This is a genomic window from Chryseobacterium sp. 2VB, assembly GCF_005503635.1.
Classification (GTDB): domain Bacteria; phylum Bacteroidota; class Bacteroidia; order Flavobacteriales; family Weeksellaceae; genus Chryseobacterium; species Chryseobacterium cupriresistens.
The window spans coordinates 366,575-391,943 of the sequence record NZ_SCNC01000001.1 but is presented as its reverse complement, the minus strand read 5'-3'; the positions used below and the strand labels follow the sequence as shown (position 1 = coordinate 391,943).

The 25,369-nt window shown below is 37.7% G+C and carries 25 protein-coding genes; 8 read left to right on the top strand and 17 right to left on the bottom strand.

The window, feature by feature from the left end; all coding sequences use genetic code 11:
• Nucleotides 1-6: 6 nt before the first annotated feature.
• From FFS26_RS01795 to FFS26_RS01785, 3 genes are read right to left on the bottom strand one after another with little or no spacing between them, the layout of a single operon-like run.
• Nucleotides 7-1,323 (bottom strand): lysine N(6)-hydroxylase/L-ornithine N(5)-oxygenase family protein, encoded by a 1,317-nt coding sequence (locus tag FFS26_RS01795; RefSeq protein ID WP_137904112.1) that lies wholly within the window; start codon nt 1,321-1,323, stop codon nt 7-9.
• On the bottom strand, nt 1,316-3,724 hold the full coding sequence (locus FFS26_RS01790; RefSeq protein WP_137904111.1) for a GNAT family N-acetyltransferase: 2,409 nt from the start codon (nt 3,722-3,724) through the stop codon (nt 1,316-1,318). Before FFS26_RS01790 ends, FFS26_RS01795 begins: the two co-directional genes overlap by 8 nt.
• A complete protein-coding gene (locus tag FFS26_RS01785) occupies nt 3,696-5,222 on the bottom strand; it encodes a pyridoxal phosphate-dependent decarboxylase family protein (protein ID WP_137904110.1) in 1,527 nt (508 codons plus the stop codon). The genes FFS26_RS01790 and FFS26_RS01785 overlap by 29 nt, the downstream gene beginning before the upstream one ends.
• Before the next feature lie 216 nt (nt 5,223-5,438).
• On the opposite strand from FFS26_RS01785, the gene FFS26_RS01780 reads away from it, so the two are divergent.
• Entirely contained in the window at nt 5,439-6,536 is a 1,098-nt protein-coding gene (locus FFS26_RS01780) for a TauD/TfdA family dioxygenase (RefSeq protein WP_137904109.1), read from the top strand.
• 296 nt (nt 6,537-6,832) lie between these two features.
• Here the strand turns inward: FFS26_RS01780 and FFS26_RS01775 are convergent, their stop codons facing one another.
• The 8 genes from FFS26_RS01775 to FFS26_RS01740 all read right to left on the bottom strand — a co-directional run bounded on the left by FFS26_RS01775 (nt 6,833) and on the right by FFS26_RS01740 (nt 13,708).
• Nucleotides 6,833-7,645, bottom strand: coding sequence for an alpha/beta hydrolase (locus FFS26_RS01775; RefSeq protein ID WP_137904108.1), 813 nt, complete (start codon nt 7,643-7,645; stop codon nt 6,833-6,835).
• Between the two features lie 167 nt (nt 7,646-7,812).
• On the bottom strand, nt 7,813-8,790 hold the full coding sequence (locus FFS26_RS01770; protein WP_137904107.1) for a 3-oxoacyl-[acyl-carrier-protein] synthase III C-terminal domain-containing protein: 978 nt from the start codon (nt 8,788-8,790) through the stop codon (nt 7,813-7,815).
• A gap of 131 nt (nt 8,791-8,921) precedes the next feature.
• The gene (locus FFS26_RS01765) at nt 8,922-9,509 is read right to left on the bottom strand and encodes a Crp/Fnr family transcriptional regulator (RefSeq protein WP_137904106.1); all 588 of its coding nucleotides are present in this window, start codon (nt 9,507-9,509) and stop codon (nt 8,922-8,924) included.
• Nucleotides 9,510-9,606: 97 nt separating this feature from the next.
• Entirely contained in the window at nt 9,607-10,128 is a 522-nt protein-coding gene (locus FFS26_RS01760) for a GNAT family N-acetyltransferase (RefSeq protein WP_137904105.1), read from the bottom strand.
• Between the two features lie 17 nt (nt 10,129-10,145).
• Nucleotides 10,146-10,727 (bottom strand): 5'-methylthioadenosine/S-adenosylhomocysteine nucleosidase, encoded by a 582-nt coding sequence (locus FFS26_RS01755; RefSeq protein WP_137904104.1) that lies wholly within the window; start codon nt 10,725-10,727, stop codon nt 10,146-10,148.
• A gap of 102 nt (nt 10,728-10,829) precedes the next feature.
• Complete coding sequence (locus tag FFS26_RS01750; RefSeq protein ID WP_110008894.1) at nt 10,830-11,531, bottom strand: DsbA family oxidoreductase; 702 nt, start codon at nt 11,529-11,531, stop codon at nt 10,830-10,832.
• A 74-nt stretch (nt 11,532-11,605) separates the two neighbouring features.
• Nucleotides 11,606-12,772 carry an MFS transporter gene (locus FFS26_RS01745; RefSeq protein ID WP_137904103.1) on the bottom strand — a complete coding sequence of 389 codons (1,167 nt, stop codon included), beginning with the start codon at nt 12,770-12,772 and terminating at the stop codon, nt 11,606-11,608.
• A gap of 6 nt (nt 12,773-12,778) precedes the next feature.
• Entirely contained in the window at nt 12,779-13,708 is a 930-nt protein-coding gene (locus tag FFS26_RS01740; protein WP_110008892.1) for an alpha/beta hydrolase, read from the bottom strand.
• Between the two features lie 160 nt (nt 13,709-13,868).
• Between FFS26_RS01740 and FFS26_RS01735 the strand changes: the two genes are divergently transcribed.
• A complete protein-coding gene (locus tag FFS26_RS01735; protein WP_110008891.1) occupies nt 13,869-14,246 on the top strand; it encodes a winged helix-turn-helix transcriptional regulator in 378 nt (125 codons plus the stop codon).
• A 109-nt stretch (nt 14,247-14,355) separates the two neighbouring features.
• Here FFS26_RS01735 and FFS26_RS01730 read toward each other — a convergent pair whose 3' ends face one another.
• Complete coding sequence (locus FFS26_RS01730; protein ID WP_110008890.1) at nt 14,356-15,552, bottom strand: MFS transporter; 1,197 nt, start codon at nt 15,550-15,552, stop codon at nt 14,356-14,358.
• 256 nt (nt 15,553-15,808) lie between these two features.
• Here FFS26_RS01730 and FFS26_RS01725 point away from each other — a divergent pair, with 256 nt between their 5' ends.
• Nucleotides 15,809-16,540: an MBL fold metallo-hydrolase gene (locus FFS26_RS01725; RefSeq protein ID WP_110008889.1), complete on the top strand. Its 732-nt coding sequence runs from the start codon at nt 15,809-15,811 to the stop codon at nt 16,538-16,540.
• A 12-nt stretch (nt 16,541-16,552) separates the two neighbouring features.
• Here FFS26_RS01725 and FFS26_RS01720 read toward each other — a convergent pair whose 3' ends face one another.
• The gene (locus FFS26_RS01720) at nt 16,553-16,894 is read right to left on the bottom strand and encodes a helix-turn-helix transcriptional regulator (protein ID WP_110008888.1); all 342 of its coding nucleotides are present in this window, start codon (nt 16,892-16,894) and stop codon (nt 16,553-16,555) included.
• A gap of 597 nt (nt 16,895-17,491) precedes the next feature.
• On the opposite strand from FFS26_RS01720, the gene FFS26_RS01715 reads away from it, so the two are divergent.
• On the top strand, nt 17,492-18,085 hold the full coding sequence (locus FFS26_RS01715) for a Crp/Fnr family transcriptional regulator (RefSeq protein WP_110008887.1): 594 nt from the start codon (nt 17,492-17,494) through the stop codon (nt 18,083-18,085).
• 41 nt (nt 18,086-18,126) lie between these two features.
• Here the strand turns inward: FFS26_RS01715 and FFS26_RS01710 are convergent, their stop codons facing one another.
• Nucleotides 18,127-18,756, bottom strand: a complete 630-nt coding sequence (locus FFS26_RS01710; protein WP_110008886.1) for a chloramphenicol acetyltransferase — start codon at nt 18,754-18,756, stop codon at nt 18,127-18,129.
• 211 nt (nt 18,757-18,967) lie between these two features.
• On the opposite strand from FFS26_RS01710, the gene FFS26_RS01705 reads away from it, so the two are divergent.
• Together FFS26_RS01705 and FFS26_RS01700 are read left to right on the top strand one after the other, a co-directional pair.
• Nucleotides 18,968-19,813 (top strand): NAD(P)-dependent oxidoreductase, encoded by an 846-nt coding sequence (locus FFS26_RS01705; RefSeq protein ID WP_137904102.1) that lies wholly within the window; start codon nt 18,968-18,970, stop codon nt 19,811-19,813.
• 10 nt (nt 19,814-19,823) lie between these two features.
• Nucleotides 19,824-20,270 carry a PPC domain-containing DNA-binding protein gene (locus tag FFS26_RS01700; protein ID WP_137904101.1) on the top strand — a complete coding sequence of 149 codons (447 nt, stop codon included), beginning with the start codon at nt 19,824-19,826 and terminating at the stop codon, nt 20,268-20,270.
• 123 nt (nt 20,271-20,393) lie between these two features.
• On the opposite strand, the gene FFS26_RS01695 is transcribed toward FFS26_RS01700, so the two are convergent.
• From FFS26_RS01695 to FFS26_RS01685, 3 genes are read right to left on the bottom strand one after another with little or no spacing between them, the layout of a single operon-like run.
• Nucleotides 20,394-21,197: a helix-turn-helix domain-containing protein gene (locus tag FFS26_RS01695; protein WP_110008884.1), complete on the bottom strand. Its 804-nt coding sequence runs from the start codon at nt 21,195-21,197 to the stop codon at nt 20,394-20,396.
• Nucleotides 21,198-21,215: 18 nt separating this feature from the next.
• Nucleotides 21,216-21,617 (bottom strand): GlcG/HbpS family heme-binding protein, encoded by a 402-nt coding sequence (locus FFS26_RS01690; RefSeq protein WP_110008913.1) that lies wholly within the window; start codon nt 21,615-21,617, stop codon nt 21,216-21,218.
• A gap of 4 nt (nt 21,618-21,621) precedes the next feature.
• The gene (locus tag FFS26_RS01685; RefSeq protein ID WP_110008912.1) at nt 21,622-22,413 is read right to left on the bottom strand and encodes an SDR family oxidoreductase; all 792 of its coding nucleotides are present in this window, start codon (nt 22,411-22,413) and stop codon (nt 21,622-21,624) included.
• Nucleotides 22,414-22,732: 319 nt separating this feature from the next.
• On the opposite strand from FFS26_RS01685, the gene FFS26_RS01680 reads away from it, so the two are divergent.
• Nucleotides 22,733-23,755 (top strand): ligase-associated DNA damage response exonuclease, encoded by a 1,023-nt coding sequence (locus FFS26_RS01680; RefSeq protein WP_110008883.1) that lies wholly within the window; start codon nt 22,733-22,735, stop codon nt 23,753-23,755.
• Nucleotides 23,752-25,332, top strand: a complete 1,581-nt coding sequence (locus FFS26_RS01675; RefSeq protein WP_110008882.1) for an ATP-dependent DNA ligase — start codon at nt 23,752-23,754, stop codon at nt 25,330-25,332. Before FFS26_RS01680 ends, FFS26_RS01675 begins: the two co-directional genes overlap by 4 nt.
• Nucleotides 25,333-25,369 lie beyond the last annotated feature (37 nt).

The following is a 25,369-nucleotide window of genomic DNA, read 5'->3' as shown; positions in this document are numbered from 1 at the left end:
TTTTAATTAAATTTTGGCAGTTGGTAAGTCAGCATATTTTTCGACATCAAAATCCTGGAAAGCAATTTTCTTTTCAATTTTATAATACTCTCTTCCCAGAATATCATTGATGATGTAGGAATTACGGTACGCAGCCATTCCCAGATCGGTAGAAATATAACTGTGGGTATGAACTTCGGCATGAAGAACATAAATTTCGCCCCCGTTATGGTCTATTGAATAATTCCTGTTGACATCAAACAATCCGCTGGAATCTCTTTTGATTCTATCCTGAATATTTTGCAAGAATGCAGGCTCGTGATAGCGGTATCCCGTTCCAAGAATCAGATAATCCGCTTCCTGGTCATAAGGTACTTCCTGTTCCAGTTGGGTAAACTCAAGATTGATGAAATCCGGATTGCTGTTGTCTACTCTGTTCAGCTGACTATTAGGAATAATTGTAAGATTAGGATCCGCATTGTCGATATTCAGATCATAAATAAAATCGTAGATATCGTTGATCAGATCGTAATTGATTCCTTTAAACTGAGCCTGCTGCTTGCTTAAAATTGTTTTTCTTGCAGATTCGCTTCTGTTATAGAAATAGTCTACATAATCTGGTGAAGTAAGCTCCAGTGTCAGTTTAGAATATTCCATAGGGAAAAATCTGTCCGGACGGGAATACCAACCCAGATGTGTTTCTTCATTCCTGTTTTGAAGCAGGTCATAAAAAACTTCTGCTGAACTCTGTCCGGATCCGATAATGGCAATTTTCTTTCCCTGAGATAACAATTCCTCTTTTCTATACAGATAAGAACTGGTGTGAATAACACGGGAATCATCTTTCGGAATGAAAGAAGGAATATGGGGTTGGGTTCCGGTCCCTAAAATCAATCTTTCCGTTTTGAAAACCGTAGTTTCTTTGGTTTTGGTATGAATAGTCGTTACATGATATAAACCATCTTCATAAGTAATATCCACTACCTGAGTAGAAAAACGGCACTGTGGAAGCTGTTCAATCACCCATTGGCAATAACGGTTGTATTCTTTCCTCGGAATGAAAAAGTCTTCTCTGATAAAAAACTTATACAGTCTTCCGGTTTCTTTCAGATAATTCAAAAGGCTCAAAGGATTCGTAGGATCAGCCATGGATACGCAGTCGCATAAAAATGGAGTCTGCAGGGTTACATGGTCGATCATTAATCCCGGATGCCAGTCGAAACCATCTCTCTGGTCCAGGAAAAGGGTTTTCAGTTCCGGAATCGGATTGGATAATGCGGCAAGTCCCAGATTGAAAGGGCCAATCCCTATGCCTATTACATTGTATACGGCTTCGTTAGTCATTTTTTGTGATGTTTGTGGTGATTTGTACCTCTTTATTCTGTGGAAATTTTTCCCAGTACCATTCTCTGTAGCAGAAGTTCAGATTGGCTTTTTTATGAGGCATTTCAATTACTTTATCTACTTTGAAGCCTACATGGGCTTTGTTCATCATAGACGCAAGCGAGTCTACAGATCCTTCGCCTACCATTTTTCCTACCTGTGGCTGTGCAAAAACATAGTCAACCATAGACTGCGTAGATGGAGATACAAATTTCTTTTTAGGATCTGTAGGTGCAATGAACTGGTGCGTTCCGTAATCGGTAGGCAATACTTCGTAGTAATCGCCTACAATATCTCTGCAGGCCCAATACACCTCAAAATTGCATGAAGGCTCATCGTTTCCTGCAATGATATAGCTGTGGGCTTCATCACCTGGAAGCATCAGTCTGTAATAGGTTTCCAATTCGTCAATGGGCCAGTTCATCTGCCAGATTTTAACGGCGTGTTCACGGTTGAACCATTCGTGAAGCATTTCAAGGTCATTTTCAAGATCAATAGGACGCATACTCATCGTCACATCCTCTTTCTGGAAGTACCTTTTAAAGAAAACCTCTGTTCCCTGCGGATAGATAAGCTGGTCTGAGAAAAAATGTTTGTGAAGAAGGTTAGGAACCTTCGCATAAGCAATTGAAGAAGCGTTCACGCCTCCGTCTACATCAGCAACCGCCGACTGAAGGTTTGATTTTACTGCCCAATATCTTTGATTCAAAGCATAATCCGTTAATGAGGAAGGTTCAGTTTCATGAAGATTTTCAAACTCTCTGTACAGAATATGGATTAATCTTCTTTCTTTAACCAGTCCCGTCTTACCTATTGAAGCAATCAGTGCGCTCAGGTTACTTACCAGAAGATGGTGAGAAATAATATCCAGAAGACGCTCATCCCTGATGAAAAGATCTTCCACTTCAGGATAATCTTTGATCAGAGATTCATATTTTCCTTTAAAGCTTTCTTTGATTAAATAACCTTGTCCGTCTCTCACATAAATAGATTGAGGAAGCAATTGATTATCCAATTGTACAAGCAGATTCTGCTGATGAACTTCCGGCGCCATCCCTAATTGATTGTACAATCTGTTCAAAGGGGAAAGCAACAGATTTATGTATTTTTCAAACCAGATAATGGCTGCTTTTTCTGCATCTACACCCAGTTGATTCGCAACATTCTTAAAGAAATGCGCCGTAAAATTGAATCCGTCTGTAGATTCATCCTGACAAAGCCTTGCTAACAGAATCACTTTATCTTCATTTGAAAAAGGATTTTCACGGAGCAGAATATTGAGACTGTCCATATTCTTCCCTTCATAATGAACGCTTAACGTGGATGGTTCCAGTAATAATTTAAAATTCGGAAAGTCATTTTCAAATGAAGCTTTTTCGTGCTGCCACCAGATAGCGGAAGCATAACCTCTGTTGAGATCTTTTAAGCTGTTTGTTCTTACAGATCCTGTCATTAAAACATGCAGAGAAAATTTCAACATCCAGCTGAAATCTGGATTATACACCGTTCTTATGGAAGATGTTGCATAAAAATCCTCTCCTAAAGGTCCGATGTGAATGATTTTCCCGGAACCCAACATTTCAGGGTATTCTGCTGTTGATAAAAGATATTGTGCTTCCCATGGATGACATGGAACGATGTAAAAATTATTGATGTTTTCAAAATCGTAGCTTTCCGGTAAAGAAGTCCATTTTTCAAAGATTTCTTTGGCCGAGATTCCCGGAAGAGACTTTTCCGTGATGCAGTCTTTATGAATCAGGAAATAGTCCAGCTGGAATCCTTTTCCGAATTCAGGGCCGTATAACAACTGTTCTTCCTCAGAGAATCCCATTCTTGATTTGGTGAAAGGATGCAGATTGTGGCCTGCAGGAAGCATTTGCTCAGATTCAAGGAAAGAATAGGTCAACAACTGATCGTCCTGAAGATAAGCTTCTGTTGTCTGTTCCAGATTTCTTAAGCTGCTTTGAATTCTTTCCACAAAGTTTCTGAAACCCGTTTCGTTGGTAGTCTCAGAAAGTTCTTTGTAAACCAGTTCAGTAAGCTTTTGATCATTCACTTCAAAAACTTTTTGATTTTGATGATCTACCGCCCATAAAACAGGTCCGTATTCATGAAAAAGAGTTTCTGAACGATAGGAAACCGGAGCAAATAAAAACAGTCCGCTTTTCTTCATTTCAACTCTCATAAACAATGAATAATCACTGTTCTGAAGAGCTTTTGCCGTGAGAAGATCATACTTCGGAACGCCGTGGTAGAATTTTCCGTTTCCCAGTTCTCTCAGCATTCCGTTCAATAGAATCCTGAAAGTAATTTCCCGGGCTTTTTCTCCTGTTCTATTTTTCTGAATTAAAGTCTTTTCCATGATTTTTGATTGTGGTGAGAATTTGATGAATGTCTTCCGTAGTCGTAATCGGATTCAGGAACGTAAACTTCAGATAGAAATTCCCATCCACTTTTGTACTTGCTACAAGGATTTCTCCGCTGTAGAACAGTTTCATCTTGATGTATTGATTCAGCGCATTCAGATCACTGATTTCCGGATTTACATATCTGAAAACAAGAACACTTAAGTCGGAATCTGAAAGGAGTTCAAAATCAGCATCTTCAGAGATCATCGCTGCAGCATCTTTGGTAAGATCAATCACCGTATCTGTGTATTCTGCCAATTGTTCTTTCCCCATCATTCTTAGGGTAAACCAAAGTTTTAACGCATCAAATCTTCTTGTACTCTGGGTAATGGATTTATTGATCTGTGCCGGAATTTCCTCCTCGTCCATTTCCTTCGGATTCAGATAATCGGCGTGGTGTTTAAGAATCAACAGTTCTTTTTTATTTTTAACAATGAAAGCACTGCTGCTGATCGGCTGGAAGAATGATTTGTGATAATCAATCGTTACAGAGTCGGCTCTTTCAATGCCATTGATAAGATCACGGTATTTTTCACTTAATAATAAAGCACAACCGTAAGCGGCATCTACATGCATCCAGATGTTATAGTGTTCTGCAATATTGGCAATATCATCCAGTGGATCAATGTTTCCAAAGTCTGTAGTTCCGGCTGTCGCTACGATTCCGATAGGAATATTTCCTAATTGCTCTTCCCTCTTAATGTATTTCTTTAAAAGAGAAATATCCATACGGAAACGTTCATCGGTCGGAACTTTAACAATACTTTTCTCACCCAATCCCATAATGGATGCATTTTTCAGATTACTGAAGTGAGATTTATCGGAAACAAATATCCTGAAACGGCTTGCCTCTGTCGGCAGACCCTCCATTTTAATATTATGATTGTATCTTTTCTGGGAAAAACAGTCACGCATCATCACCAATCCCATTAGGTTGCTCTGTGATCCTCCTGCGGTGAAAACGCCATCGCTTTCATTGGTATTGTATCCGATCTGACCCGCAGTCCAGTCGATCAGTTTTCTTTCCATAAAGGTTCCTCCCGCGCTCTGATCATAAGTATCCTGAGAAGAATTGATGGCGCTTACAAGGATTTCACCTGCCAATGCCGGAATTACTACGGGGCAGTTAAGGTGAGCTACATATTGTGGTAAGTGAAAAGCGGTGGCATGTTTCACATAGATTTCATCTACTTCAGCCAGCAGCTCATTATAATTGGATAGTTTTTGATTAAGATCAATCTGTTGTACCATTCCTTTCATTGTTTTGGCTTCGATACCACTGAAAGGCTTGTTGTTTCTGTGAAGAAATTCCTGAACCAGGTCTAAAGTACTGTTGACAGCATTACGATAATGATCATAATTGTCAGGATGAAAAATATTCCCAAAATTCCCCGAAATGTGAGGTGAAGTGGTGCTTGCGAGCGTTTCTAGGGATATTAAATTGTTGTTCATAAAAGTTTTGTAATGTGATTTTTTAAATCTGTGAGTTGTTGTGGTTTTTTCGATATATGGTTATATATATCTGATAGTCAGGTTTTTAAATTTTGCATTTTTTATTATATTTTATTTGGTGATTACGTAATTATTACTAAATTTGACTCGGCTATTGTTATTTAGAATAATTAAAAACAAAGATAAAAATTATTACTTAACACCAAATTTTTTTTAATGAATTCTACAGAAATTTTAGATAAAGACTGTTTAACAGCTGTAAAACTGCTTCCTACGGTCATAGAAGTCACCTCTCAGGAAAGAAGAATGATAAAAGATGCGGCTTTGCATCTTCAGAAAAAGTATGACACTTATGAAAACCGTGATTTTATAAAACATGTCCATCAGTTGGCGTCTTATTTTTTACCAGAGAGAATTTTAAATATAGCGGCTGATTTTGCGAGTGACTTTTCAAAAAATCAATATGGAGCACTGATCTTTACCGGACTCATGGATATCGATCAGGAGAATATAGGCTCTACTCCTCCCAACTGGCAGGCAGCCGATTATTCAAAATTTAATTTATATGGCTTTGCATGTGCCCTTATCCATGGCGCACTTCCATCAAAACCGGTACAATATTATTCACAGCGTAAAGGCGGCGGATTGATCCATGCCATCATTCCTGATGATAAAATGAAGGAAACGCAAACCGGATCAGGATCTTCTACAGATTTATATGTCCATACGGAAGACGCTTTTCTGAAACATCAGGCTGATTTTTTAAGCTTTATGTATGTGAGAAATGAAGAGCAGGTCCCTTCAACGTTATATTCCATCCGTTCTCATGAGTCTATCGGGGAAAAGTACAGAGCACTTTTTGATCCTATTTATAAAATTCCGAAAGACGCCAACCTGGAAACGGGAAACAGTGAAGAAGAAACCCTGGATTCTGTATTGTATGGCAATTACAGCCTTCCTTTCATGAGATTCGATGCTGCTGAACAGCTTTTCAATTCCAGCATCAGACAGTCTGATGAAGCGCAGAATACACTGCATGAGTTCTGGGAAGAAGCCAGACATTTGATTTATTCAGGATTCACGCCTCAGGCAGGAGATGTTATTCTGGTAAATAATCACTTATGTGCTCACGGAAGATCGGCCTTCCGTGCGGGAATAAGAAATATTGATGGTGTAGAACAGCCATGTGAAAGAAGGATTATGCTTCGTATGATGAGCAAAGTAAGTCTCATCGATATGAGAGCACACACCCTTACGGAAGATCCGTTCTTTGTGATAGAGGAACATTTGGGTAAAAATTTTCAACATTTTTAATAGAATGCCTGGTTAGTTGGCATTTTTGAACATTCAATCAATCGAAATCCTTTTTGGGCATGGCTCAAAAAGGATTTTTTCTGGTTAATCCTTGTCAAGGTTTTAAACCTTGACAAGGATATAGGGGTATTAAGTTTCGGCTAAAGCCAATATTACACTAACAATAAAAAACAAGCGGGCTAAAGCCCGCTTCTATTGATATAAAAACTAATCAATATTCAATAGGAACGGGCTTTAGCCCGTTTAATAATTAAATATAAATTCAAAATGGCTTTAGCCGAAACTTAAAAAAGGGTTCATTGTTTAAAAAATCTGTCAAATAAAGACAATTGCTCAGATAACGATCGGCTCCAGTATTCCGGAACGTGTCCGCCTAAAGATTCTGTGTAGAGATGCTGGATCTTCATTTCAGTCAGCTTTTTATGAAAATTCCGGTTCATAGTAATCATTTGAGTGTCTTCTGTACCACAGTCGAAAATATATTGCTGATCTGCTCCGGCCATCAGTTTTATTTTGCTGTCGGTAAGGAAATTGGGATTGATGGATTCGAGTGGTCCTAAAACTTTATTCACCATATATTTCTGATATCCTTCCCCGAACGAGTTGAAATCCAGTGCTCCACATGAACTTCCCACGATTCCAAATGTCTTGTTGTACGTAATCCCGATGTTGGTTGCTCCATAGCCTCCCATACTCCATCCCAGAATTCCGCGGAATTTTTTCTCAGCTTTCACAGGATAGTTTTTATCAATGAATTCTACCAGCTCTTTTCCAATAAAGGTCTGATACTGGGAATCCTTAACCATCGGGCTGTCTACATACCATGAACTGTAGTTTCCATCTGGAAGTACATAAATGGTTTTAAATTGCTGAGCTTTTTTAACCAGATCAGGAATATCCTGTTTGATAATCCTGTCCGGATTACCGCTGAAGCCGTGAAGAATATAGACAGACGGATATCTGGTATTAGGCTGTAAATTGGGAGTAATGATCACTGTTTTGATTTTTTTATTCATTTTCGGACTGAAAATTTCCTGATGAATAATTTTTTGTGCTGATAACTGTACAAATGCTGTCAGTACAACTACAATGTTGATAAGCTTCTTCATGCTGAAAAATTTTTAATTAATCATAATCACTGGTATCATATTTCTTTAAACATATTGTGTACCAATGCATCTTTGACAGAGCAAAATTGCAGCATAAAAAAGAGAAAAGCCTCAACCTATGTTGAAGCTTTTGTTAATTCTTTTCATAAAATTAGATCAGTCAATGATTAATATTTCCAAAGCATTAATCCTGCCTGATAGCCTGTTCCCAGTGTCCATATAAGAATATAATCTCCTTTTTTCAATGATTTTACTTCTTTTTGATATTGGTCTAAAGCTAAAAATGGACTGGATGCTCCGGTATACCCAAGCTCTTTAGAGTAAAAAGGAATTTTTTCCTCCGGCAACTGAAAGTAATCGCGGATAATATTGATATTCTTGATAGAAAACTGTGAAAACAAAAACAAATCAATCTGTTCCAGACTTATCTGATTGCGCTTTAAGAACAGGGGGATATTTTCCAGTGCAAAATTGACACTTCCCATGCCGTCAAAAATACGATCCCAGGTTGTCAGATCGCCATGATCATGACGTGAATTTCCTTTAGGTGGGTAGAGTACGGTATTACAAAAACTGCTGTCTGTATGATATAATACATCTAATAACCCTGAGGTGTCGTCTCCATCATTTTCTACGATGAAGGCAAAAGCAGAATCTGAAAGACAAAAAGCGGTAATCGGGTTGTCAGGATCTAATATCCTTGAAAATTTTTCGGCACAAACTACCAAAGCTTTTGTTCCGGACCGGGTTCCTTTTAAATATTTTGATACCTGATCCAGCGCTATAAACGCTCCAATACAGTTGGCGTTCATATCATAACATAAGGTATCCGGTTTTCCGTTAAGCGCATGATGTATCTGGATGGCGTCACAGGGAATATGATGTTCGGGAGAACTGCTTACAAAAATAATAATATCTATATCGAGGATAGAAATATTACTTCCTTTAAGAACTTCTCTTGCAGCTTCAATTCCCATAGAAAGTGTAGTTTCAAAGGAATTCTGTGGAACAATAAAGCGTTCTGCCCTGCCTAAGGCATTCTGGATTTTTTGCATTGAAATTTCCTGGTTTTCAAAATGTTCAATAACAGCTGTATTATTTTCTACAAAATCAGGATGATAGAAATACGTGTGGTGTAACTTCATGTCTGGTTAATATTTTAATTATATCTCTTATTTGTGATATAATGTAAATTTAACATAATAACATGATATATCCCAGAAACATGAAATAAATCACTTTATGGGTGATTATTAAAAATGGATGGTAAATTTAATCAGTGCTTATCTCCGCTAATTTCCTTTTTGATCCGGCTAAGCTGTGTAGGTGTTATGCCCAGATAAGAAGCGATGTGATGCTGTTTCAATCGGTTGTAAAGAGATGCATTATCAAGCAATTGCAAATATCTTTTTTTTGCTGTTTCATACTTCAGAGAGACTTCCAAAGGTTCTTTTTTTACCACCCAGTTTTTTTCCAGATAATGCAGGTGAAAAAGAGCAAGATCATGGTGTTTTTCCAGCAGCTCACGGTAAGCTTTTGCGGGGTATTGTATTACTGAGCAGTCTTCCAGTGCAATCATATTGAAATCGCTGGGTTCGTTTTTAATAATGGCTGCTGTGGAAGCTACAAAGCTGTTTTCTTCAAAGAAAATTTTATAGATATTATTTCCCTGTTCATCTGCTGTGTAATATCCTATCATTCCGGACTTTAGAAAGTAATAATATCTCGCCATAGAACCGGATTCCAGCAGAAGATCATTTTTGCGGTAATATTCTTCTGTACAGATATCCAGTAAATCTTTAATCGTTTCCTCAGATAAAGGATAATACTGATTAATATGTTTTACAAATTCTGAATGCTTCATTCTGGTATTTGGAAAGTATAAAGGATTGTATTACATAATCATCTGTGAAACCCTATGTAATCAATGGTTACATACAATCTTTCTGTTTTGAAGAAAATTACTCCAATACTTTTTTCATCATCAGATCCGTCTGTTCTTCTTCCCCAAGCCTGAAAATATGCTTATCAAACTCAACGAATCCGTTTTTTCTGTAAAATTGTAAAGCTCTCAGGTTTTTTTCCCAAACCCCAAGCCACAAATAAGATTTCTTAAGTTGCTCAGCTGTTTCCAAAGCCTTGTTATAAAGAAGCTGGCCCACTTTTTTACCGTGATGGCTTTTCTTTACATAGATTCTTTCAATTTCAAGGGCGGTATCATCCTGAAGTTCGGTCTGTGCCTCTCCGGAATTGACTTTCAGGTAACCAACCGGATTGTCTTCTTCCCAGGCAATATAGAAAAATGAATCAGGATTATTCAACTCTGACTTTATTTTTTTCGTATTAAAGCTTTCTTCCAGATACTTTTTCATAGCCTCTTCCGTATTATTTTCTGCAAAAGTTTCGGAAAACGTCTGTCTTCCTAAACTTTGTACAATTTCTACATCTTCGGCGGAGGCTTTATTAATGATAATTGAACTCATAATGATAAGAATAAATGTTATGAAAAAAGAATTTTTTTAAATGCTTCGGAAGCGAGATGTACCTGTACACTCCAGTCGTCAGCAGCATCGCTTCCTGCATCGTCAGAAATATATTTCAGGCATAAAAACGGAATGTTTTCCTGTTGGGCAATCAATGCCAGCGGATAGGCTTCCATGTCTACAATATTGTAATCTGTTTCGGAGTGGTTCATTTCAAAACTATCACCGCTACCACAGATTCCTTCTTTCAAAGTATCCATTTTCAGACCATATTCCAGTACAGGTGGTACTCCTGATAATGGAGTTTCATATAATTTAAAACCAAGTCCTCTTACATCCATATCCCGCTGGATGAATTTTGTGCAGCATACCACTTCTCCTTTGTGAAATCCTTTGCTTCCGGCAGAACCTAAATTCACGATCAGTTTAGGTTTTCTTGTGTGAATTTCTTTGGTTAATTCTATGGCCGCATTTACTTTTCCGATGCCGGTAATCAATTTATTTTTATCGTCAAATACAGTTCCTGCTTCAGAATCTAATGCAAAAACAAAAAGGGTATCATCAATTGAATAATGACTTTCGTTGTTAATTTTTATCATTGAAAAATCAAATTTACACAGCTTTTATTACTGTATTACAAAGATACAAGACTCTGTTCAATTAAAAACCCCAAAATAATTTTATTTTGGGGTCCTCATATTTTAAATACTGCATCCATCAGCGTCGCATGCAGCGCCGCCGCCACCGGAAAGATCCTTAAACGGGCTCACCGTCTCTTTATAAGTCTGCTGGAGTGCATTTTCAAATACTTCTGCAGGCTGAGCTCCGGAAACAGCATATTTACCGTTCAGAATAAAGAAAGGAACCCCGGAAATGCCATTATTTCTTGCCTCCTGAATATCCTGATTCACTTCATCATCCAGTTGATCTGTCGTAATAGCCTGCAGTGCTTCTTCTCTGTCAATCCCTAAGCTTTCAGCAAGAGCTGTCAAAACTTCAGTATTTCCAACATTTTTGCCGTCAATAAAATGAGCGACAAATAATGCCTCTTCCATTTCATTGGATTTGTTGTGTTTTTTAGCCAGATGAAGCAATTTATGAGCGCTGAATGTATTGGTGATCAATGTTTTTCCGAAGTTGAAATCAATTCCGGCTCCTCTTCCCATTTGGGTAACCTGTCCCAGCATTTGAGCAGCCTGAGCTTCAGCAACTCCTTTTTTCTCTCTGAAATATTGAATGGTATCCTGAGTTTCTTTCGGATCTAAAGTTGGGTCCAGCTGAAAACTCTTCCACTCTACTTCTACTTCATCTTTAAAAGGAAGCTTATTCAAAGCCTGTTCAAAATTATTTTTTCCGATATAGCAAAACGGACACATTACGTCCGACCAGATTTCTATTTTCATTGTATTTAATTTTAAATCAAATTAATAGTACAAAGATAGGGTATTTTATTTAATGTAACAAAAGTTATTACAGTTTAATCCTGACAGGTGGGAAGAACTTGGCTGCGTTTTTCTGATACTTCTTTTAGGATCATCATTAAAAATGCCAGCAGACCAAAGATCAGACCTATCCAGGGAATATACTCCACTCCTTTCGTAATGATAATCCACCCTCCTATTGTGGTTCCCAGTGTTACTCCCAGATTTCCGAATGAGGTCGCCAGGCTGTTGGCAAATTCCAGGGAGTAAGGTACAGAAGAGATCATATAGGTAGATGCATTCAGGAAGCTTGGCGAATACAAAAATCCCCAGATTCCGATTACTGCAATAGTAGCGAATAAATTACCATCAGAAAAATATAAAAGAAAAGGCACTACAATAGTTCCGGAAAGGAAAAAAGCGGTTGTGCCCGCCACATTTCTGTTCAGCATTTTTCCGGCTGCACCATTGGCAACTATTCCGATAATTCCAAATAACAGAAGCATATAACTTACCATTGAAGTATCCATTCCCTTTGCTTTGTTCAGATAATCTGCAAAATAGCTATAGGTAGAAAACCATGCTGTAATCATGAAAAAATTAGTAAGAGTACTCAGGATAAATGGTGGCTGTTTCAATATTCTGATCTGATTTCCATAGGATTTTTTCTCTTTCACAGGCATCGGTGGGAGAAGAAAATAAATGGTACTCAAAGCAATCAAACTAACCAGCGTTTGTATCATGAATGAATATTCCCATGACCAAAGACCGGCAATCCATGTGGCAAAAGGGACTGTAGTCACCATAGCAATGGCTACTCCGTTAAAAACAATTCCCATCAATTCGTTCTTTTTCCTGTGATCCGCCTGAGATACTGCTACCGATAATGCGGTCGCAATATAAACGGGCTGAAGAAAGGCGGGTAAAATTCTTACCAGCATCAACAGCCAGAAAGGAGGCGAAAAAGAAGATACAAATCCTGTAACCAGAAACATGAAAATGGCAGCGAGCATTATCTTTTTACGGTCAATACCTGAGGTTAGCAAAGTCATAAAAGGCCCCGTAAGAGCAATTACCAATGCAAAAGCACTTAGAAGATACCCTGCTTTGTCTATACTGATTTTATAATGTTCTGCAATTTGCGGAAGAATTCCGATGACACCAAATTCTGTTGTAATGACGGCTATAAATCCCAGACATCCAATGTATGCATATTTCTTCATGACACTTTATTCTCCAGATTTTAAGTTTTGATGGGCAAAAACGGCCATTTCATCTACAGCTGACTGTACTTCTTCCAACAGTTCTCCCATATGCATAAAACCATGCACCATATCTTTGTAAAGGCTTATTTTAAGGTCAACGCCTGCATTTTTCATATTTTCAGAAAGCTGTTTGCCATCATCCAGTAAAGGATCATGCTCCGCCAGAATGATTAAAGTGGATGGTGTTTGTTTAAAATCTTTAATCAAAACAGGAATGGCAAGAGGATTATTTTTTTCCTCTTCCGGAAGATAACCTGCCCAGGCCTCTATACCACCCTGTTTGGTAAGGACCGGACCGTTTTCATACGTTTTCCATGTATTTGAATTCAATTGATTATCTGCCGCAGGATAAATCAAGACCTGAAATTTCAACTGTTTCCCTAACTGGATGGAAACTGCTGTTGACAAAGCGCCACCTGCACTGTCTCCTATAATTCCTACTTTATCAGGATCAATTTCTAAAGATTCCGCATTTTCAAATATCCAGTTTACAGCACCGATACAATCATTTAAACCAGCAGGAAACGGATGTTCCGGAGCAAGACGGTAATCTATAAATATCACTACAGAGCCGGTTTTATTAGCCAGTTTACGGACTACAGCATCATGAGTCTCATATCCTCCTGCAATAAACCATCCTCCATGAATATAAATAATAGCCGATGACAATTGAGTATCTCTTCCATGAGGACGATAAATCCGGATAGGAATCTGATGGTTTTCCTGTTGAATACTGAGTTCTTCTATCATGGCAACTGATTCTTTTTTACCACTAAGCTGAAGAGACATGGTTTCAAGAAATTTTCTCGCACCATCTAAAGAATTCTGAGGATTGAAAGGTTGAATCGTTTCTAAATGATTTAAAATTTGTGTTATTTTAGAAGTAAGTTGCATTTTTTAATCTGATTTAAGTTGTTATTATTTCTGCTGAGGACATGAGCGCTATTATCCTTCTATCGCAGTATATTTTCTGTTTGGTGAACAAAATTAAATTTCAAACCTTACATTTGCATTGTATACAGCTAAATGTATGGTACTAACAAATTTGTAAGTAATGGGCAAGATAAAAGAAAATTCAACGAATAATATCAACAGACAGTATATACAGGAATGTGATCTGAGTTATGCAGTATGTAAAATCGGTGGGCGATGGAAACTGATAATTTTAAATAAATTAAAAGATGGGAAATTGCGTTTCAGTGAAATTAGAAACTCTATTTCAGGAATAACGGAAAGAATGCTTACCCTTCAGCTGAGAGAGCTTGAAAAAGAAAGCTTAGTAAAGAGAACAGTTCACGCAGAAGTTCCGCCAAGGGTAGATTATGAGCTTACAGCTATTGCCAGAGAGTTGATCCCGATCTGGAAACAGTTGGATGAATGGGGTGGAAAACACAGGCAAATGATGATGCTACAGGAAACAATTGAAGAGTAATAATTATAAAATCTGCAGATCCGGAAATTGAATAAACCTGAAAATAGAAGAAGCGGGATTTTATCTTTGATAAAATCCCGCTTCTTAAACGAATCATAAATATAAAAAATTACATTTCTGCGTTTGCTTTATTGACTTTTTTTGAAAACAAAATATGGGCAATCAAAGCCAGTACTCCGAATACAGTTCCTACAAGACATACGCCGGTCCATTGAGCCTTTTGCCAGGCAATAGAAGCCAGCCATGTTCCCAGTGATCCTCCAATGAAGTAAGAAACCATATACACTGTATTCAGTCTGTTAACTGCATTTGATCTGATAAGGAAATAATTTGTCTGGTTCATAATATGGCTTGACTGTACTCCCAGATCTACAAGAATTACACCTACAATCAGTCCCCAATAGGTTTCACCTGCAAAGTAGGTAAAGCCCCAGCTTCCGATGACAATCAGTAAAGAATACAAGATAATTCTGTTAATATCCAGATACTTTTGAAGTTTTCCCACCTTAGCAGCAGCTAAAGCTCCTACAGCCCCGGCTAATCCAAAGCTTCCCACGACAGAAGAACCTGCATTAAAAGGTGGTTTTTCCATATGAAAAACCAATGTGGTAAACAAAGCACACATAGAACCGAATGCCATTGCCCCACGGAATGATGCCAGCTGAAGAACAGGCTGTGTTCTTGCAAGATGAGCTACAGACTGCATCAGCTCTTTATAGCTACCTTTAAAATTGGGCGACATTTCCGGAAGCATTTTATAGACAGCTAACCAGACAATGATCATTAACCCTGCCGCAATTCCAAACATGGCTCTCCAGCCCCAGACTTCTCCTACAATTCCTCCCACAAAGCGGGACAGAAGAATCCCGAGTAATAATCCGGACATTACCAACCCGATGTTGGAGGATTTTTCTTTATCTGAAGAAAGCTCCGCTGCAATAGGAACAAATAATTGTGGAATAACTGAAGTTGTCCCGATCAGTAAGCTGGCTGCATACAACATCCATAATTGAGTAGCAAAAGTCATCCATAAAAGTGATCCGAAAACAAGAAACAAATCAATTAAAATGAGTTTCTTGCGGAAAAATTTGTCTCCCAACGGAACAATCAGCAAAAGCCCTAACGCATAACCGATCTGAGTCAGTACAGAAATTTTACCTGCTGCACTCTCAGAAACCTGCAGTTCCTCTGAAATAAGGGCCAGTAAAGGCTGATTATAATAATTGTTCGCCACCACGAGTCCGGAAATAACGGCCATAAGCCAGATAACAGTCCGGGAAATACCATTGGAAGAATTCTCCTGCATTACGTATAAAGTTTTTATTTGAATTGAAAGCAGTCTGAAAGCAGATAACGATGCATACTTTCAGATTTTTAAGAGATCAAAGATAACCATTAAAAAAGGAAATAATCTGCTCTTTTCTTTTACATTTTCACGAATGCTATGTGATTCTGAGATAAGTAGAATGATTTCAGCATTCTGCCTTTCTGATTGTTTTTATGGATAATATATATTGACGAAAAACTTTTTGAATCTTGGAAATAATAAGGAAATTTGCATCATGAAAATCATTCCACTTAAAGAAGGCAATTTTTCGGCAAGCAAAACCAAGGATTTTACGCTTTTAACAGAAGAAAATTTTGATAAGATTGGAGGAATCAAAATGTCGGTTCAACCGTTTCTTATCATCACTGAAAATGACCATATCCTTCTGGATGCCGGCATTGGCTGGAAAAACAGTACCGGAACAACTGTGGTTTCAGAAATTCTTGAAAAGGAAAACATCCGTCCTGAACAAGTCACCAGGTTATTGCTGTCTCATCTTCATAAAGATCATATTGAAGGAGCTGTGAAGTTCACGGAAAATGGTTTTGAGGCCGCTTTTCCAAATGCTCAGATTTACATACAGAAACGCGAACTGGATTTTGCAATGGAAAATAAAGGCAATCCGTCTTTTGATTTTGAGATCCTGGAAAAACTGATTCAGCTCCCGAATATCACGTGGATGAATGATGATAAAGGAGAGATCACAGATGAAATTTCCTATGAAGTTGCAGGCGGACACACACCGTTTATGCAGGTGTTCTGGATCAGAGAAAATGATGAAACTGTTTTCTATGGTGCTGATGACCTCCCGCAGGCTTCTTATTTAAAATATCATTTAGCGTACAAAAGTGATTTTGACGGTAGAAAGGCAATGGAATTACGGCTGAAATGGGAAAAAGAAGCAAGAGAAAACCGTTGGAAAATTCTTTTGTATCACGATTTGGATAAAACTATTGTAGAAGTTTAAACAAAAAATGGTTTAAATTTCATTAAACCATTTATAGATATCAAATTCCGAAGGAATATTCAGTTTTTTCCTGATCCTGTTTTTCCTGTTTTGTATCGCTTTTGGGGTTACAAAAATGCAGGTTGCAATTTCCTTTGTGGTCATATTGAGCTTAAGGTAAATGCAAAAGATCAATTCAGAATTTTTTAGTGCAGGCTGTATAGCAGATAACTTCTTAAAAAAATCGGGATAGACGAGTCTGAATTTATTCAGCAGTCGTGGAGAATTTGCTTTAGCAAGAGCCATAATTTCGTCTTGTACAAGAATCTTTTGATTCAAATCCTCTATGTTCGGTTCAGGTTTTTTATTTTTCATAATACTTTCTCATCTCTACTTATTTCAGATACGGCATCTTTTGCGCATATCAGTACAAAGTCTTTTTTCTCTTTTCTATCTGTATTTTGCTGATTTACTATTGGGAGCAGGTTGATTTTTATGTATTCAAAATTCTGATGCTTTTAATTAATATAATGTAATGTTTCATAGTATATAGGCTATATTTATTGAATAATCATGTTAAAAAATTCCACATGTGAATTTTATATCAATTTTACATTGGCAAAGAAAGAAAAAATGATTAAAATTTTATTAAAAGCGTGTACCACATAGATACCACGTTATTTTTTTAATAAAAATTTCCTAACAGCTTTTATCAGCCTGTTTCCCATTGTTTGCACTGTTACTTTTTAGTGGGTTGTAAATGTAATGGATTATCCAAGTTACTTTTTATGATCTGGATCAATATTTAAACAAAAGAATTACTCAGAAAAAAGTGACTATATGTGGTACATGAATGGTACCACATTGCATGGGAAATAAAGAAAATCACAGTTCCTTTATTATTATAAATTTTAAAACATTAAAAGTCTCTTAAAGAGTATTTAAAATTTTAGCTGAAAATAAATAAGAACTATGATCACTGAAAATTTGCTCATCTCATTTGGAGCCGAAATTAAAACCTATAAAGCAGAAGATATTATTTTCCGGGAAGAAGATTCGCCAATGTATTATTTCCAGATTGAAAAAGGAAAAGTTAAGCTTAATAATTATATGGAAGACGGGAAAGAGTTTATCCAGAATATATTATCAGACGGCCATAGCTTTGGAGAATCCTTACTTTTTGTAGACCGGCCCTACCCGATGAATGCCATTGCAATGGAAGACTCCGGTATTTTCATCATGCCAAGACAGAACTTTCTGAAGCTGATCCAGGATAATCCCGAAATTTCATTAAATATCTATCAGTGCCTTGCAGAAAGAATGTATTATAAATATATCATGCTCTATAACCTTTCTTTTCAAAATCCGGTTTCCAGGCTAAAACTACTGATGGATTATCTGAAAAGTTATCATGATGATAAAAAGCCTTATTCTTTCCAGATTCCTCTTACCCGGCAGCAGCTTGCCTCATTGACAGGATTACGTGTGGAAACTGTTATACGGACCATAAAACAGATGGAAAAGAATCAGATCTTGAAAATAGAACGCGGGAAGATTTATTATTAAAAACAAAAGCCGGTTTTAAGCCCAGCTTTTGTTTTTATGTCTTATTCCTGATCCAGTTCTTTCTGGAACTCTTCCAGGTATCTTGCTATATGAATACCGTCTGCCAAACCATGATGTGCTTCAACAGACACCGGTAGATATTTTCTGCCTCCACGGATATTGAATCTTCCAAAAGCGATTTTTGGAACTGATTCTGTTGTATTAAAATCTGTAGGATGCAATATCGCACTGAATGAATTCCATGGAATAGTAGTATGTCTGATGTGATCTTTTCCCAGTCTTCCGTTGCTTAATCTCAAACCTGTGGTTTCATGGACTCCTTTTATTTCCTCCTGTAGCGCTGCATTGAATGTTTCAAAATCTTCTGAGAAAGGAGTGAATGAAAAACCGAAAGTACCATCCGGTCTTCCGATCGTACTGCCGGCATGAACGGTGTCAAACTGTATCACCTGCCCATCAATAATTCTGAGTTTCAGCTCATCTACTCTATTAACGGCCACCATAGATTTGTGAAAATAATAGGCAAAAAATGAATACCCTTTTTCTTTGGCGGTATCATAAGCTTTTGTGCAGTCCACCTCCGTTGTAAATCCAAAATAAGGGCTTGCCATATTAGAAAAGAATTCAAAATGTTCTTTTCTGTTCCAGTTGTCTATATCTACGATCTTCATTAATTCTTATTTGCTGCAAATTTCTGAAAGTTTATCCGGTTTTAAAAGCTTATGGATAAAAATATAATTAAAACTTAATTGGGTAAAGGGATTGTTTGGTCGATATTTTGCTGCAAAACAAACGTATTTTATATACTCATTGATCTCCTTTCAGAGGACTCTTCTTCAATCAGGATATTAAACTTACTCAATAAAAAATAGAAAACATACTATGGAAAAAATCGGATTCATCGGATTAGGAAATATGGGGCATCCTATGGCAAAGAATATTGAAAAAGCAGGATTGCCGCTTTCAGTGTATAACAGATCTTCTGAAAAAGCCAAAGATTTTGAGGAAAAATCTATAGTCTGCACCCAGATTAAAGATCTTGTACAAAACAGTGATATTATATTCACAATGCTAACCAACGACACTGCTGTAAAAGCGGTATACGAAGAAATTCTTCCACTAAATATTCAGGGGAAGCTCTTTGTAGATATGAGTACGATCTCACCCGAAGCGTCTGCAGCAACATCTGCTGCTGTGAAAATAAAAGAGGCCTCCTTTATTGATGCACCTGTAGCAGGAAGCACCCAGCCGGCAATGGAAGGAACCCTGATCATTATGGCAGGAGGTGAAGAAAAAGACCTTCAGCGGGCCATGCCCTACCTTTTGAAAATGGGAAAATCTGTTAAACATTTAGGTGAAAACGGAAAAGGTATTGCGGGAAAATTATCTGTCAATTATTTTCTGTCTGCCATTTATCAGGGGCTTGCAGAAACAGTTTTATTGGCCGGAAAGCTGGGGATTGAAAGATCAGACATGTTGGAAATAATCAACGAAAGTGCGAGCGGAAGCGGGGCAACCAAAGTAAAAACTCCTATGCTGACTGCCGATCAGTACGCTCCGGCATTTGCCCTTGACCTGATGCTGAAAGATATCCTTCTTGCCAAAAATGCAGGTGCCGATTATCCTCTGTCTGAGGCTCTGGTTCAAACCTATCAGAATGCACATGATAAAGGATTCGGTCAGGATGACGTTATAGGAATCATCAATTATTTGAAAACAATACAATAATATGGAAATCATGAATTATAAAGGAAACCATTGGTCTGCAAGGAAAGTGAATCATATTTACATTGTTAGTATTGAAAATCAGTCCAATATTGTAGAAACTTTAACCGACTTTATTCAGAATCAGAATATCCGGGCGGGAGAAGTAACAGGAATAGGAGCTGTGAGTGAAGCCACTCTCCGTTTCTTTAATCCGGCCACCAAAAAATATGTGGACAGGACCTTCAAAGAACAGATGGAAGTCGTCAATATTTCCGGAAATGTTTCTGAAATAGAAGGAAAACAAACCCCGCACCTTCACATTACGCTCGGAAGACAAGATTACACAGCTTTGGCCGGACACCTTCTGGAGGCAAAAATTCAGGGTGCCGGAGAATTTATTTTTTACCCTTTGGCAACGAGAGTTGTAAAAATTAAAAATGAAGAAACAGGAATCAACTTTTATGATTTTGAAAAATAATCCGGTTCCTGTGTAGTATTTTTAATCAAATATTTATTGAATGTTTTATTCGTTACATAAAGCTAAATACAAAGACACAAGAGTATTTCCTGTGTCTTTGCATTTACGGCAAACCAGCAATGCTTAAAGCTCCGTAGTCGTTACTCCGAATTTCTTTTTAAAAGAAGAATAAAAATGAGATAAATTCTCAAAGCCCAGATCAAGATAAATATCTGAAGGCTTTTTATCCTGAGTTTTAATCAAATAATAGGCTTCCTTCAGTCTTTTTTCTTTCAGCCACTGTTTGGGAGCCATTTTAAATATTTTACTGAAATCCCTTTTAAATCCGGAAAGACTGCGTCCCGTAAGCCTTGCAAAAGCATCTACGGAAACATTGAACATATAGTTTTTGTTCATAAACTCTGCAAGATCAATCTTATGAGGCCCGGAAAAATCAAAAAGAAGATTTTTAAAATCCGGATTGCTCAGCAAAAGTAACTCTATGGCTTCTTTCACTTTTAAGGCCGCTAACTTCGGAGGAATTTCCTTTGTTTTATTGATGTAAGGAATAAGAGAAGCAAAATAACTCCCAAAGAAATCATCAGGCTCAAAAAACAACCGCTGATTACCCGGAAAAGGTGTATTTGCTGCGATTCTGTTCTCCGTGGCATACTGTCTTAATGTTTCATCATCAATCGTAATAGAAATAAACTGATACTTTTCGTTAGCGGAAGGATATTTGATCGTTCTGATCAGTTGATTTTTCCTCACCAGAACTACTGTATTTTCTTTGATCACCGTTTTCCCCTGTTCATGAAAAGCATGCGTTTCTCCTGAAATCTGAAAACCCAGAAAATAATCAGGAATAAACTCTTCATGACCTCTGTAAGATTCAAAGGCGCATGAATAAACCAGTTTATCAAATATGATTTCAGAAGTATTTTCCATGATACAAATATCTGAAATTTACGCAATAGCCTGCGCTCCTGCCTCGGCAATTTCTTTATCCTGTTCTGGAGTTCCGCCTGAAGAACCTATTGCACCAATAATCTTTCCGGATTTATCTTGTAAGACGACACCGCCTGCGATCGTCAGAAGCCCACCGTTAGAATTTAGCATTCCATAGCCATGGACGCCTGTTTCTGAAATGATTCCTCCTATGATATCACTGTTAACTCCAAACATAGCCGCCGTTCTTGCTTTTTTAAGGGCAAAATCAATCACTCCATAAACACTGTCCAGTCTGGCTAATGCGATAAGATGCCCACCGCTATCTACCACGGCAATGCTCACAGGAATATTCATCAATAATGCTTTTTCCTTTGCTGCATGTAAGACTTTTTCGGCAGTTTTATAATTCAGTTCCATATGATTAGCTTTTTGTGTTCCATGCATCTGCCTGAAGCTGTTTTACAAAATCTTCAGTCTCCTTTGGATGTACATTCCTGAAATTACTGTTGTCATCTAAAGCTACATTTACAATTACTTCAGCCATAGATTGAGGATCAAGCTGGTGCGCTAAAGATTCTGCAGCTCCATCAAAAGCAGATTCCGGAGTGAAATTGATTTTCGGATCATACCAATGGAAAATAGAATCTACTCCCCTGTCATTGAAACCTGTTCCAAATACACCCGGATTACAGGTTGCAATCTTGATATTGAATGGGGCAAGTTCAGTTCTTAAACCTTCTGCAATAGATTCCAGCGCATGTTTTGAAGCACAATAAGCGGCAACATAAGGAACAGTCCATAAACCTCCCATTGAAGAGGTGAAAACAATCTTCCCGCTTTTCTTTTCAACAAATTTTTTGATAAAACCCTGTGCAAGATTCAACGCACCAAAAACATTCACTTCAAACATAGAACGGATAATATCTACCGGTTGTTCTGCAATGGGACCTCCTTCCATAATTCCGGCGTTACTGATAAGAATATCTATATCATTGTATTTCTTTACAATATATTCTACATCTCTTGGGTTGGTTACATCCAGTTTATCCACGATCAAAGTTATTCCATGTTCCTTGGCTTCACGGATTAAATCACTCATCTGAGGATAGATCTGTGCAGTAGCAATTACCTGATGCCCTTTTTTAGCAAGTTCGAAAGCAGCAATCTTTCCAAATCCGCTTGCTGCGCCTGTAATTAAAATTGTTTTACTCATTGTATTCTTTTTTAATGATGCTCCAAAATTCAAAAAATTTTCAAAGGGCAATATTGGCTCAAGGTTCATTTTTATATTGCTGAAAAGCTCAAAAAAACAGTGGAATAAGATTTTGTTTAATAACCTCTTTTTACATCATAAAAAGATAGATATGTAAACAATGTTTTGAATGAAAAATAAAATAATGAGCTGTTTTCAAATGGAGACAGCTTTTTTTGATGTTTTTCCGTAAAACAATCAGTTTTTACTTAATAAAAAATACCATATTATTAAAATTGGTTAAGTTTTTGAAGCGTATTTTTGTAAACCAGTCACACCATTGAAATTAATCACATTTACCAAAAAAGGAATTTACTGCCCGCAAGGGAAATTTTATATTGATCCCTGGAGACCTGTGGATATGGCGGTTATTACCCATGGCCACGCCGATCATGCCCGTTGGGGAATGAAAAAATACCTTTGTCATCATTTTACAAAACCTATTTTGTACCAAAGAATAGGACCGGATATTGAATGCCAGGGCGTAGAATACGGAGAAGTTATTACTATTAACGGAGTAAGACTTTCGCTTCATCCTGCAGGACATATCATTGGTTCTGCACAGATAAGGCTTGAATATAAAGGATATGTAACCGTAGTTTCAGGAGATTATAAAGTTCAGAATGATGGATTGAGCACTCCTTTTGAGCTGGTAAAATGTAATGAATTTGTGACAGAAAGTACTTTTGGGCTTCCCATCTACAACTGGCTGGAAGTTGCGGATTTGAATAATAAACTTCAGAACTGGGTACTGAAGAATAAAGAAAATAGCAAAACCTCTGTTTTCATTGGATATTCTCTCGGGAAAGCCCAGCGTATTATGAAAGCCGTGGAAGAACTGGGAAAAATATACGTTCACTATTCCATCGGAAAACTCAATGAAGCCTTTGAAGCAGTGGGAATTGATCTTCCTGAATATACCATTGCAGATTTCAGGGAACGTTCGAAAGAAGTGGAACACGAAATTGTGATTGTTCCCCCTGCTTTACTAGACAGCAACGTAATTAAAAAGATTCCGGATCCGGCTACCGCAATATGCTCCGGCTGGATGCAGGTTCGCGGTGCCAGAAGATGGCGCAGTGCAGACGCAGGATTTGCGATGAGTGATCATGCAGACTGGAAAGGATTGTTACAGACTGTGAAAGCAACAGAAGCAGAGCTTGTACACGTAACGCACGGACAAACCGAAGTTTTTTCAAAATATCTGAACGAAATCGGAATCCAATCTGATGTGGTGGAAACATTATTTGGTGAAGACGAAGAAGAATCTGAAAAAGAAACCCTTGAAACCCCGGAATCATGAGACATTTTGCAGAACTTATCAACGCTTTGGAAACCACCAATAAGACCAACGCTAAAATTGATGCCATCATCGATTATCTGGAACGTGCTCCTGATGAAGACAAAGTATGGTTTATCGCCTTATTTACCGGGAAAAGGCCCAAAAGAAATGTCAATACCAATTACATGAAAGATTGGGCACTGGAAATTACCCGGCTTCCTTACTGGCTGTTTCAGGAATCTTACTCTTCTGTTGGCGATTTGGGAGAAACATTATCCTTAATACTGCCTCCTCCCAAGGAAAAAATAGAACGTACTTTATCAGAATGGATGAATGATATCGTAAGTTTAAAAGGCAGGACAGATGCAGAAAAAAAAGAATTTGTACTGCAGTCTTGGAATGGCCTGGATTATACCGAACGTCTGATTTTCAATAAATTAATTGGTGGGAGCTTCAGAATCGGAGTATCAGACAAAACGTTGATCAATGCCCTGACCAGGTTTTCCGGCCAGGAACCGAGTGCCCTGATGCACAGCTTAATGGGAAAATGGCTGCCGGATGAAGTTTCCTTCAGAGAACTTATTGATGCGGAAAATGTGAATCCTGACAATTCAAAACCCTATCCTTTCTGCCTTGCCTATCCTCTGGAAAAACCGGCTGAAGAATTGGGAAATCCCGACGAATGGCTGGTAGAATACAAATGGGACGGAATCCGCGGACAAATCATCAGGAGAAATGACGAAGTCTTCATCTGGTCAAGAGGTGAAGAACTTGTTACAGAACAATTTCCTGAAATCACAGAAGTCATAAAAGCCATGAAAGGTAATTTTGTACTGGATGGAGAAATACTTGCGGTAAAGGAGGGTAAGGTTTTAAATTTTAATGAATTACAGAAAAGATTAAACAGAAAAACTTTAACAAAAAAAATGCTCTCGGAAATTCCGATTGAAGTTTTTGTCTATGATTTATTGGAACTTGAAAATAACGACCTGAGAGAAAAACCTATTTCCGCAAGAAGAGCTCTTCTTGAAGAATTATTATGGAATGAAAGGCCCGAAAATATTAGTATTTCAAAAAGTCTGGATTTTGAGAAATGGGAAGAACTGGATGCTCTTCGTGAAAATTCAAGGGAAATAAACAGTGAAGGACTGATGCTGAAACAAAAAAATTCTCCCTATCATTCCGGGCGGAAAAAAGGCGACTGGTGGAAGTGGAAAATCAATCCGCTCACGATTGATGCTGTCCTGATTTATGCTCAGAAAGGAAGCGGCAGGCGGAGTGCTTACTACACCGATTATACTTTTGCTGTGAAAAACGGTGATACATTGGTAACTATTGCTAAAGCCTATTCGGGATTAACAGACAAGGAAATCATGGAGGTGAGCCGGTTTGTAACCAAAAATGCCATTGAAAAATTTGGTCCTGTAAGAACTGTAAAAGCAGAACTGGTCTTTGAAATTGCTTTTGAAGGCATAGGATTCAGCAACCGTCATAAAAGCGGTGTAGCCCTCCGTTTTCCCAGAATTGTTAGATGGCGGAAAGACAAAACGGTAGACGAGATTGATGATTTGGAAGAGATTAAAAAATTAATACAGTAATATTTTAACGCAATGACGCAATGATTTTTTAATTATT

Excerpts from the sequence above, each read along its gene's own strand:
- FFS26_RS01795 (WP_137904112.1), bottom strand. The coding sequence starts at position 1,323 with ATGACTAACGAAGCCGTATACAATGTAATAGGCATAGGGATTGGCCCT.
- FFS26_RS01790 (WP_137904111.1), bottom strand. The coding sequence starts at position 3,724 with ATGGAAAAGACTTTAATTCAGAAAAATAGAACAGGAGAAAAAGCCCGG.
- FFS26_RS01785 (WP_137904110.1), bottom strand. The coding sequence starts at position 5,222 with ATGAACAACAATTTAATATCCCTAGAAACGCTCGCAAGCACCACTTCA.
- FFS26_RS01780 (WP_137904109.1), top strand. The coding sequence starts at position 5,439 with ATGAATTCTACAGAAATTTTAGATAAAGACTGTTTAACAGCTGTAAAA.
- FFS26_RS01775 (WP_137904108.1), bottom strand. The coding sequence starts at position 7,645 with ATGAAGAAGCTTATCAACATTGTAGTTGTACTGACAGCATTTGTACAG.
- FFS26_RS01770 (WP_137904107.1), bottom strand. The coding sequence starts at position 8,790 with ATGAAGTTACACCACACGTATTTCTATCATCCTGATTTTGTAGAAAAT.
- FFS26_RS01765 (WP_137904106.1), bottom strand. The coding sequence starts at position 9,509 with ATGAAGCATTCAGAATTTGTAAAACATATTAATCAGTATTATCCTTTA.
- FFS26_RS01760 (WP_137904105.1), bottom strand. The coding sequence starts at position 10,128 with ATGAGTTCAATTATCATTAATAAAGCCTCCGCCGAAGATGTAGAAATT.
- FFS26_RS01755 (WP_137904104.1), bottom strand. The coding sequence starts at position 10,727 with ATGATAAAAATTAACAACGAAAGTCATTATTCAATTGATGATACCCTT.
- FFS26_RS01750 (WP_110008894.1), bottom strand. The coding sequence starts at position 11,531 with ATGAAAATAGAAATCTGGTCGGACGTAATGTGTCCGTTTTGCTATATC.
- FFS26_RS01745 (WP_137904103.1), bottom strand. The coding sequence starts at position 12,772 with ATGAAGAAATATGCATACATTGGATGTCTGGGATTTATAGCCGTCATT.
- FFS26_RS01740 (WP_110008892.1), bottom strand. The coding sequence starts at position 13,708 with ATGCAACTTACTTCTAAAATAACACAAATTTTAAATCATTTAGAAACG.
- FFS26_RS01735 (WP_110008891.1), top strand. The coding sequence starts at position 13,869 with ATGGGCAAGATAAAAGAAAATTCAACGAATAATATCAACAGACAGTAT.
- FFS26_RS01730 (WP_110008890.1), bottom strand. The coding sequence starts at position 15,552 with ATGCAGGAGAATTCTTCCAATGGTATTTCCCGGACTGTTATCTGGCTT.
- FFS26_RS01725 (WP_110008889.1), top strand. The coding sequence starts at position 15,809 with ATGAAAATCATTCCACTTAAAGAAGGCAATTTTTCGGCAAGCAAAACC.
- FFS26_RS01720 (WP_110008888.1), bottom strand. The coding sequence starts at position 16,894 with ATGAAAAATAAAAAACCTGAACCGAACATAGAGGATTTGAATCAAAAG.
- FFS26_RS01715 (WP_110008887.1), top strand. The coding sequence starts at position 17,492 with ATGATCACTGAAAATTTGCTCATCTCATTTGGAGCCGAAATTAAAACC.
- FFS26_RS01710 (WP_110008886.1), bottom strand. The coding sequence starts at position 18,756 with ATGAAGATCGTAGATATAGACAACTGGAACAGAAAAGAACATTTTGAA.
- FFS26_RS01705 (WP_137904102.1), top strand. The coding sequence starts at position 18,968 with ATGGAAAAAATCGGATTCATCGGATTAGGAAATATGGGGCATCCTATG.
- FFS26_RS01700 (WP_137904101.1), top strand. The coding sequence starts at position 19,824 with ATGAATTATAAAGGAAACCATTGGTCTGCAAGGAAAGTGAATCATATT.
- FFS26_RS01695 (WP_110008884.1), bottom strand. The coding sequence starts at position 21,197 with ATGGAAAATACTTCTGAAATCATATTTGATAAACTGGTTTATTCATGC.
- FFS26_RS01690 (WP_110008913.1), bottom strand. The coding sequence starts at position 21,617 with ATGGAACTGAATTATAAAACTGCCGAAAAAGTCTTACATGCAGCAAAG.
- FFS26_RS01685 (WP_110008912.1), bottom strand. The coding sequence starts at position 22,413 with ATGAGTAAAACAATTTTAATTACAGGCGCAGCAAGCGGATTTGGAAAG.
- FFS26_RS01675 (WP_110008882.1), top strand. The coding sequence starts at position 23,752 with ATGAGACATTTTGCAGAACTTATCAACGCTTTGGAAACCACCAATAAG.